Origin of the sequence: Blautia difficilis, assembly GCF_014297245.1 — a bacterium.
In the GTDB taxonomy this organism is placed as follows: domain Bacteria; phylum Bacillota; class Clostridia; order Lachnospirales; family Lachnospiraceae; genus Blautia_A; species Blautia_A difficilis.
Map to the genome: position 1 here is coordinate 1 of NZ_JACOQG010000055.1, position 7,503 is coordinate 7,503.

Annotated in this window: 6 protein-coding genes and 1 pseudogene; 1 reads left to right on the forward strand and 6 read right to left on the reverse strand. The window is 48.0% G+C overall.

Annotation, left to right across the window (positions count from 1 at the left end; all coding sequences use genetic code 11):
* Nucleotides 1-117 precede the first annotated feature (117 nt).
* From H8Z82_RS16340 to H8Z82_RS16355, 4 genes and pseudogenes are all read right to left on the reverse strand, one after another.
* The gene (locus H8Z82_RS16340) at nucleotides 118-477 is read right to left on the reverse strand and encodes a BlaI/MecI/CopY family transcriptional regulator (RefSeq protein WP_008704785.1); all 360 of its coding nucleotides are present in this window, start codon (nucleotides 475-477) and stop codon (nucleotides 118-120) included.
* Between the two features lie 390 nt (nucleotides 478-867).
* A complete protein-coding gene (locus tag H8Z82_RS16345; RefSeq protein WP_186995702.1) occupies nucleotides 868-1,008 on the reverse strand; it encodes a Maff2 family mobile element protein in 141 nt (46 codons plus the stop codon).
* Between the two features lie 241 nt (nucleotides 1,009-1,249).
* Nucleotides 1,250-2,776, reverse strand: a pseudogene (locus H8Z82_RS16350) (VirD4-like conjugal transfer protein, CD1115 family); the annotation flags it as partial.
* Nucleotides 2,777-2,861: 85 nt separating this feature from the next.
* Nucleotides 2,862-4,763 carry an AAA family ATPase gene (locus H8Z82_RS16355; protein ID WP_186995704.1) on the reverse strand — a complete coding sequence of 634 codons (1,902 nt, stop codon included), beginning with the start codon at nucleotides 4,761-4,763 and terminating at the stop codon, nucleotides 2,862-2,864.
* Between the two features lie 92 nt (nucleotides 4,764-4,855).
* Between H8Z82_RS16355 and H8Z82_RS16360 the strand changes: the two genes are divergently transcribed.
* On the forward strand, nucleotides 4,856-5,257 hold the full coding sequence (locus H8Z82_RS16360) for a hypothetical protein (RefSeq protein ID WP_186995705.1): 402 nt from the start codon (nucleotides 4,856-4,858) through the stop codon (nucleotides 5,255-5,257).
* 65 nt (nucleotides 5,258-5,322) lie between these two features.
* Here H8Z82_RS16360 and mobQ read toward each other — a convergent pair whose 3' ends face one another.
* Nucleotides 5,323-6,930 (reverse strand): MobQ family relaxase, encoded by a 1,608-nt coding sequence (mobQ, locus tag H8Z82_RS16365; protein WP_330608024.1) that lies wholly within the window; start codon nucleotides 6,928-6,930, stop codon nucleotides 5,323-5,325.
* Between the two features lie 134 nt (nucleotides 6,931-7,064).
* Nucleotides 7,065-7,358 carry a DUF3847 domain-containing protein gene (locus H8Z82_RS16370; protein WP_186995706.1) on the reverse strand — a complete coding sequence of 98 codons (294 nt, stop codon included), beginning with the start codon at nucleotides 7,356-7,358 and terminating at the stop codon, nucleotides 7,065-7,067.
* Nucleotides 7,359-7,503 lie beyond the last annotated feature (145 nt).

A 7,503-nucleotide genomic window follows, 5' to 3' on the forward strand; every position in this document is an offset into this window, starting at 1 on the left:
ATTAATACTAATTTCTCCCATCTGAAATACGATGTATTCAGATGGCTTATTAAAGTTACCCATTTTTACAATTCAAAAAAATTTCAAAATTCTCTTGACTGTTTATAGTTTGTCACCTCATTCCAAATCTTCCACAATCTGCTTGAGCTTCTGAATCTGTTCAGCGGAAAGCTTTTTTCTGCCTAACAGGGCTGCAAACAGTTTGTCAACTGAACCGTCATAAATCTTGTCAACCAATTCTTTTGTTTCCGCTTCCTGTACTTCTTCTTTGGGAATAAGGGCATGGCACATGAAATTAGGCTCGGAACGTTCAATCGCCCCTTTTTTGATACACCTTTTTATCAGTGTGTAGGTAGTATTCATGTTCCAGCCAATTTCTTTTTTCAGAACGTCGGATATGTGTTTTGCAGTGGTGTCGCCCTCGTTCCAAAGCACACACATTACTTTCAATTCTGAATCGAAAAGTTTAATATCCATTTGTTTCCTCCTTTCCACAAGACCGCAGTAGTTTCTGTTTGATTACACATTACACCTTTCTTAATCGGTTGTCAACACTACCGCAGTAGTGTTAAGAAAAAATTCATAATTTATTTTCTTGAATAGATAATGAAATGAGAGGGCTTCCGCAGCAGTCGGCACTGTGCGTAATGTGCATAACTTGCTGTCTTATGGAGTTGTGGGAAAGTCCGTTTGCAGAATGTGGGAAAGCTGCACTTTAGCTTTTCCATGTTCTGTGAACGGACTTTTCCATGACGGAATAGCAAGTTATACACATTTCCACGGTGCTTGTCTTTTGGTCTTTGGTTTCTTTGGTTCGGAATAGTGTGGTGCTGGCAGTCTATCTCTTGTTTTCGGTTGTTTGCTTCTTTACCGTACATGATCATTTGCACCTGGATTGTCCGTTCCATATCCTTCCAGCAGATTGATCACTCCCCAAGCTGCAAGTCCGGCTCCGATCGCACAAACCAATGTTTTTAAGGTCGTAATTGCCGTTGTAAAAAATGCCATAAGTGTACCTTTGGAAAACTTACATTTTCCAATCCTTTCTTAGATTTTTTCCAGAAAGGGAAGAAAACACTATATAAACCCTGCCTTTTGTGCTACACTAAGCATAGGATTTTCTACTTGGAAAATTCCTCACACGTACAGTCGGTATATTCATTTTCGTCGATGGATACCGACTGTTCCTTTTTTCCAAATTATTCATGATTTCCTCCCATAATCCACTTCCCGACAATTTGTCGAGAAGTTACATCTGATACAGTTCCACTTCATCCTCTGGTTTCAATATCAGATTAGTACTCAGATATTTTTCAATATCAAAGGTATTCTTTTTGTCATAATCGGACAGATATTTGTAGTTTTTATGTTTGCAAATATCGTATTTATTTGAGAAAAATGGTCTGACACCTCTCACCTGCAGAATACATTTTCCTCCGTCCATAACTGCTATTTCATCCTGGCTCATCAACTCCTTTCCTGTTTTCTGGTAGTTCATTCCATAAGACCGCTGACTGCCTCTCGTATCCGATGTGTTATACAGATCTATGGTTTCTTTTCCCAAAATCTCCGCTATTTCCTTTAATGTCGTTTTTTCCTTTCCCCCTAGGAATAAGGTCGTATCACAGTTCCCTTCGATGGTATCGGCATTATCCTTATAAATTGCCTTAAGCTGAGACTTTGACTGCAAAATAATAGAAGCTGAGATTTCCCGGCTTCTAATCGTAGCAATCAATTTTTCAAATTTAGGAATTTGTCCGATATTCGCAAACTCGTCCAGGAGACACCTCACATGAATTGGAAGTCTGCCTCCATATACATCATCAGCTCTGTCACAGAGCAGATTAAAAAGCTGTGTGTACATAATAGAAACAATAAAATTAAAGGTATCATCGGTATCTGAAATAATAACAAACAATGCAGTTTTCCTGTCACCAACCAGATCCAATTCCAGCTCGTCATAACTCATAAGCTCCCGCAGTTCCGCAATATCAAAGGGTGCGAGTCTTGCACCACAACTGATCAGAATAGATTTTGCTGTCTTACCTGCAGCCAGCTTGTATTTTTTGTACTGCCTTACCGCAAAATGGTTCGGGTCTTTCTGCTCCAGTTCATCAAACATCAGATCTACTGAATTCTTGAAATTCTCATCATCTTCCCTGGCTTCTGACGCATTGATCATTTCCAACAGAGTATTAAAATTTTTTTCTTCTTCCCTGCCTTCATACCAGATATAGCCAATCAGGGCACAATAATAGAGTTTTTCCGCCTTTACCCAAAAATCCTCACCTGATTGCTGCCCTTCACCTTTGGTGTTAGCAATAATGGTTGTTACCAGTTTTAGAATATCTTTTTCACTGCGGATATATACAAATGGATTATAGTGCATGGATTTTTTGAAGTTAATTGTATTCAAAACTTTGATTTTATACGGTTCGTATATAACTTTTCCCTCTTTGTCCCGCACGATTTTTCCATTCTCATCCGTCATCGGACTGCCTTTTGCCAGCATACTGCCAACCTCCAGAAGCACAGTTCCCTTCGGATCAGTAATCACATAAGAGCTGTGCATCTGCATAATGTTAGGCTTTACAAAAAATCTGGTTTTTCCAGAACCGGAACCGCCAATTACCAGAATGTTTTTATTCCTGGCGTATTTCGGATTCTTTGGTCTGCTTGACATAGTAAGACTCTCTGTTTCTGTGAGAATAATATTATTTTCAAATTCAGGATCAGCATATGGTCGTATATCTTTTTCTGTTCCCCATGAAGCGTTTTGTCAAGTGCTTTTTTGAGTTATTGACGCAAATTATCGTGAAAGTGCGAAAGTGCAAAGTGCAAAGGGTCTGCGTTTTGCACTTTCAGCTTGCGGGTTCGGGTGGCTGCTTCTTCTTGATGAAGTTGTACCATTGACCGCCGACACGCCTTGCGCCTAAAATGCCGCCCATGTTGCGCTTGGCGTTCTGTACCGTCCTCTCGGATATTCCGGCTTCGGCTGCGGCTTTTACAATGTCCTCGCTGGCAAGCTCTTTCCCGTCTGCAAGCAGGTCAAGTATCAGCCGTTCCGCCTGTTCGGTCTTGGTGGCGGTGTTGCCGCCCGCGCCGGACAGCAGCTCGTCGGCGGTGATGTCGTATTCGCCTATCCACGAAAAGCCCGTTTCCGGGTCAAGGCAAAAGGCAACGGGCTTGCCCTCCGGCGCAAGGGAAGATTTGTCATGGACGATAACGCGCACATTCGGTTCTCGCTTCACGCGCCCGATCAGCAGGACGCTCCTTGCTGCGGCGCGGAAGTCGATAGAGCCTAAGCCCCGGTATGCGCTCTGCCCTCCGGCAGCTTTGTTGAGATGTCCGATAAGGATAACGGCGCACCCGGTACGCTCGGCAACATCGGCAAGGCGGCGGAACATGGGGCGCACTTCGTTTGCCCGGTTCATGTCGGTCTTTTCGCCCATATACGCCTGTATGGGGTCAAGGATAATCAGCCGCGCCCCGTTCTGCGTGATTGCCTTTTCTATGCGCTCGTCGGAGAGGGTAAGCTCCCGCTTGGCTTCATCAATCACAAGTACGCGGTCAAGGTCGGCTTCTGCTTCTATCAAGCGTGGCTTGACGGTATCGCCCAGCCCGTCCTCGGCGGTCTGGTAAATCACTTGGAATGGCGGCAAGGATTTCATTCCCGGCAGCGTTCCTCCGGTGGTGCAGGCGGCGGCAAGGCGTAGGGCAAAAGTGGTCTTGCCCTCGCCGGGATTGCCTTGCACAATGGTTACTTTCCCAAAGGGAATATACGGCTCCCATAGCCATTCAACGGTTTGCGTGTCAACCTCGCTCATGCGGATAATCTCAACGGTTTCTTCCTGCGGCGGCTCTTTCAAGCCGTAAATCGCTTCCCGGATATACTTCCCGTCCGCGATTTCTGCCCGGTGCTGCAATACCTCGTTCCAGTCCTTGTAAAGCGGCACAAGGCGGTGAACGGTCAAGCCCTCCGGCACAAGCTCCGCAAGGCGGCTGCAAGCATCGTTTCCGGCGTTGTCGCTGTCAAGGCAGAGGTAAACGGTTTTGATGTTCAGACGATCAGAAAGGAAACGCAAAAGGGCTTTTTCGCCCACGCCGCCCAACGCCAGATAGCTTTGCTTTTGCCAATCCTTTTTGAACAGGCAGAGGAAAGATAAGAGGTCTATCGGGGCTTCAAAGACAAACAATCTTTCGCCCTCGCCCCGGTAGCAGAAGTTAAAGGCTTTGTCGCAGCCTTTCACATCAAGCCGGAAGCTCCCGGTTGTTCCGCGCTGGTGGGCGTAGCGTGGTATTCCGTCCTCGTCCCGCCCCACGAATACGGCGTTGTGGTGGGCTGCGTCCTCGTAAATATCGCCACGGGCAAAGAAAAAGCCCGACACATCTTCATCAATGCGGCGGGCTGCTGTGAGGTAGTTCCTCGCTATGCGGTTGTCGGGGCTGCGGGGCGGCAGTCGGAAGTCAGAAATGGGCGCGGGGCTTGATCTGTCCGGCGGCGGGGCGGCTCCTTTTTCGCCTGTCAGCATTTCAACGGCTTCGGTAAAGCTCTTGCCGAAAAACTCCATGACAAAATCAATGGGTGCGCCGCCCTTGCTCTGGCTGTGCCTGTACCACTTGTTTCCCCGGATTGTCAGGCTGTCATGCCGCTTCCAGCGGTACTCCTGTCCGGCGCGGGTAAGCTGCTCGCCCTGCGATTGCAGGAAAGAAACAAGGTCGGCTTGGTTCGCTCGGTCTATCTGTTCTTGGGTGTAATACATGGTTAATAACTCTCTTTCTGTGGTTGAATTGTTCATAGTTTTGAAGTAAAATAAAGTCAACAAACTTGAATTTGACAAAGGAGTGTGATTGTATGAAGAAGTTGATAACACTTGTCTTAGCATTAGTTTGTGTGTTAGGTTTGGTCGGTTGCAATCAAAAGGCTGTTAGTGCTTCAGAAGTGTATTTTTTCCCCGAACCTACAACAATGATTACAGTGTCTTTCTACTCACAAGGAGAAGAAACTGCATTTGAAATTGGTTCAGAGGAATATGACTCCAATGATTTATCTACAACCCCTGTTATTAACTGGTTCTATGATTTGAAGCTGACTGCTTGCGATGAGCCAGAAGCAGTAGAAGGCTCGGAAAGTTATGAATTCTATGTGAAAGGCGAAAGTGCTTTTACCTACGAAGATAGAGGTAGCGAAGCATATATTATCATTGGTGGGAGCTACTACAAGGTAAGCAATCCTTCTGCTCCACCGATTAACTAACCCAATTCCAGTTTATCGGAAAGTGTTTAGGACGGACAGGCAAAACCGCTTGCCCGTCCTTTTTCTTATCGCTCCTGTTCATGCCGCTTGGTGCGGCTCTGCATCTGCTCCGGTTGGTCGGCGCGGAGTGCAATATCCACGCACCTGCGGATTTTTTGAAGCTCGGCAACCTCGGCGCGGGTATCTTTCAGTTTGGTATAATCGCTGTCCCTCTGTGTTTTGAGGTCAGCATATTCCTGTTCCCATTCCGCAATAGGCAAGGTCTTTGTTCCTTTCGGCAGATTTGCATGGAGATAGCGGTTTGCCGCGTCCCATAGGGTAAGCTCGGCGCGGCGAGCTTCCGCAAACTTCTCCTGTTTTCCTTTCCAGCGGATTTGCCGATACTCGTCCTGTATGGGCTTGTAGGTCTGATAATTTCTGCCGTGCTCCAAGAGCTTTTGCAGTTCTTTCATGCGCTGCTCGGCGGTTTTCATTCCCTCCCGGATTGAATAGGCTTTATCACTGACAGAGGAAAGAGAAGCGTCCAGCTCGTCAAGATTAGAGATACCATGCTCGGAAAGATAGTTGACCGCCGCCGCTATGGTTTTCAGTTCATCGGCTGCGTGCTGTTGTTGCCAACTCTGCGAATACTTCCGGCTCTTTTCTCTCTGAACGCTCAAATACTTCATCAGCAGATTTGCAAGGTTGGGAGATTGCGGCGGCTGTTCCGGGGCGGTTTCCCGCGCTTTGAACAGGTCGGCAACCCACTCTTTGAGCTTCCCAATCTGCGCCCGGATTTCCCGGATAAGGCGGTTTGCCTTTTGGATATTTCGGTTCAGTTCGCCTTTCTCGGTGGCGATACCTTTCTTCTCCATCTGGCAAGCCGCCACGCCCATGTGGACGGTGGGCAGCTCGTCTATGCCGCGCTCGGCGTTGCTGCGGTGGTCGATACGCTCCGGGCTTCCGGCACGCTCAAGATAGTCGTTTGAAATATCAGCCCATGCCTTGCGCCAAACAAGCGCATTCTCTTGGCTGTTCCAGCCTGTAAGGTCAACTTTGTGGGTTTTGTATCTGCCGCTTGGCAAGCGGATACGCTCGCCGTTTTCGTCAAGGTCATATTCCTTTTTGGATTTCGCCGCCCATGTGCCGCGCTCGTCAAGGGGGCGCATGGTAAGCATGATATGACAATGGGGATTGCCGCTGTCGGTGTCGTGAATGGCAAAATCCACACACATTCCTCTGGAAACAAATTGAGAGGAACAGTATTCCCGGACAAGCCGGATCTGTTCCTCTCTGGATAATTCTATGGGGAGCGCCGCGTCAATCTCTCTGGCAAGCTGGGCGTTCCCGGCTTTCTCGTAAAGCTCCACGCTGTTCCATAAGGTAGAACGGTCAGCGAATGAGGGCGGTGCGTGGGGCGGCAGCATGATTTCGGTATGGACAACGCCGCCTTTGCGGGTGTAGTCATGGGTCATTCCGTCCCATTCGTTTGTCAGCTTTTCACCGCTTCGGTAGGCGGCTGCGGCAACGGCTGATTTGCCTTTTCCTCGGCTCACAATGCCGATGTTCCAATGGTAAATGGCTATGGGTATCACCTCCCGGATAGGATAATAAAACCCGCAAAAATGGTACAGACGCCAACGGCGGGTGTACTGTTTTTGTGGGTGTGCAGGGATAGCCGCAAAGCGGCGCAAGGGGTGCAGCCCCTTGTTGCGGCAAAGCCGCCATATCGGAGCGCGGGGAAATCTCCCTGTGCGGAGATAAGCCCTCGGCAGAGCGCACACGCCCGCAAGGGTGTATAAGTGCGCCCTTGTTGCCAAGGGATTATTTAGCTTGTCGCTCCCTCGGCTCGTTTTTTCAGATATTCCCGCGCTGGTTCACTCGTCAAGGCAAGCCGGAGAAGTGCTGTGGCTTCCTCGTCGGTCATGTTCTTTGCTTCCGGCACAATGCTTTCAAAGACTGCGCCCCGGACAATAAGGCGGTGGCTGCGCGTTCTGCGTTCCTCTTTGGATAGCTTCTGATGCAACATCTTTTCTCGGTTCTCAAACTGCCGGATTTTCTTCTTTCCGTCCTCAATCTCGGCTTGCAACTCCTCGCGGGTTTTCTCTCTTGGCTTTGTCATGGTTGGGCGCTCCTTTCTGCTCATACGCATAGAAAAAGGACAGTCGATTTTCTCGGCTGCCCTTGTGGGTGGCTATTCAATTTTAGTCTGCTGTTTTCAAATATATAAAATAGCTTGCTGTTCCGCCATAGCCATTTTCAGTATT

What these genes read in the sequence shown, in the direction of transcription:
- H8Z82_RS16355 (WP_186995704.1), bottom strand. Translation starts at nt 4,763, where the DNA reads ATGTATTACACCCAAGAACAGATAGACCGAGCGAACCAAGCCGACCTT.
- H8Z82_RS16360 (WP_186995705.1), top strand. Translation starts at nt 4,856, where the DNA reads ATGAAGAAGTTGATAACACTTGTCTTAGCATTAGTTTGTGTGTTAGGT.
- H8Z82_RS16345 (WP_186995702.1), bottom strand. Translation starts at nt 1,008, where the DNA reads ATGGCATTTTTTACAACGGCAATTACGACCTTAAAAACATTGGTTTGT.
- H8Z82_RS16340 (WP_008704785.1), bottom strand. Translation starts at nt 477, where the DNA reads ATGGATATTAAACTTTTCGATTCAGAATTGAAAGTAATGTGTGTGCTT.
- H8Z82_RS16370 (WP_186995706.1), bottom strand. Translation starts at nt 7,358, where the DNA reads ATGACAAAGCCAAGAGAGAAAACCCGCGAGGAGTTGCAAGCCGAGATT.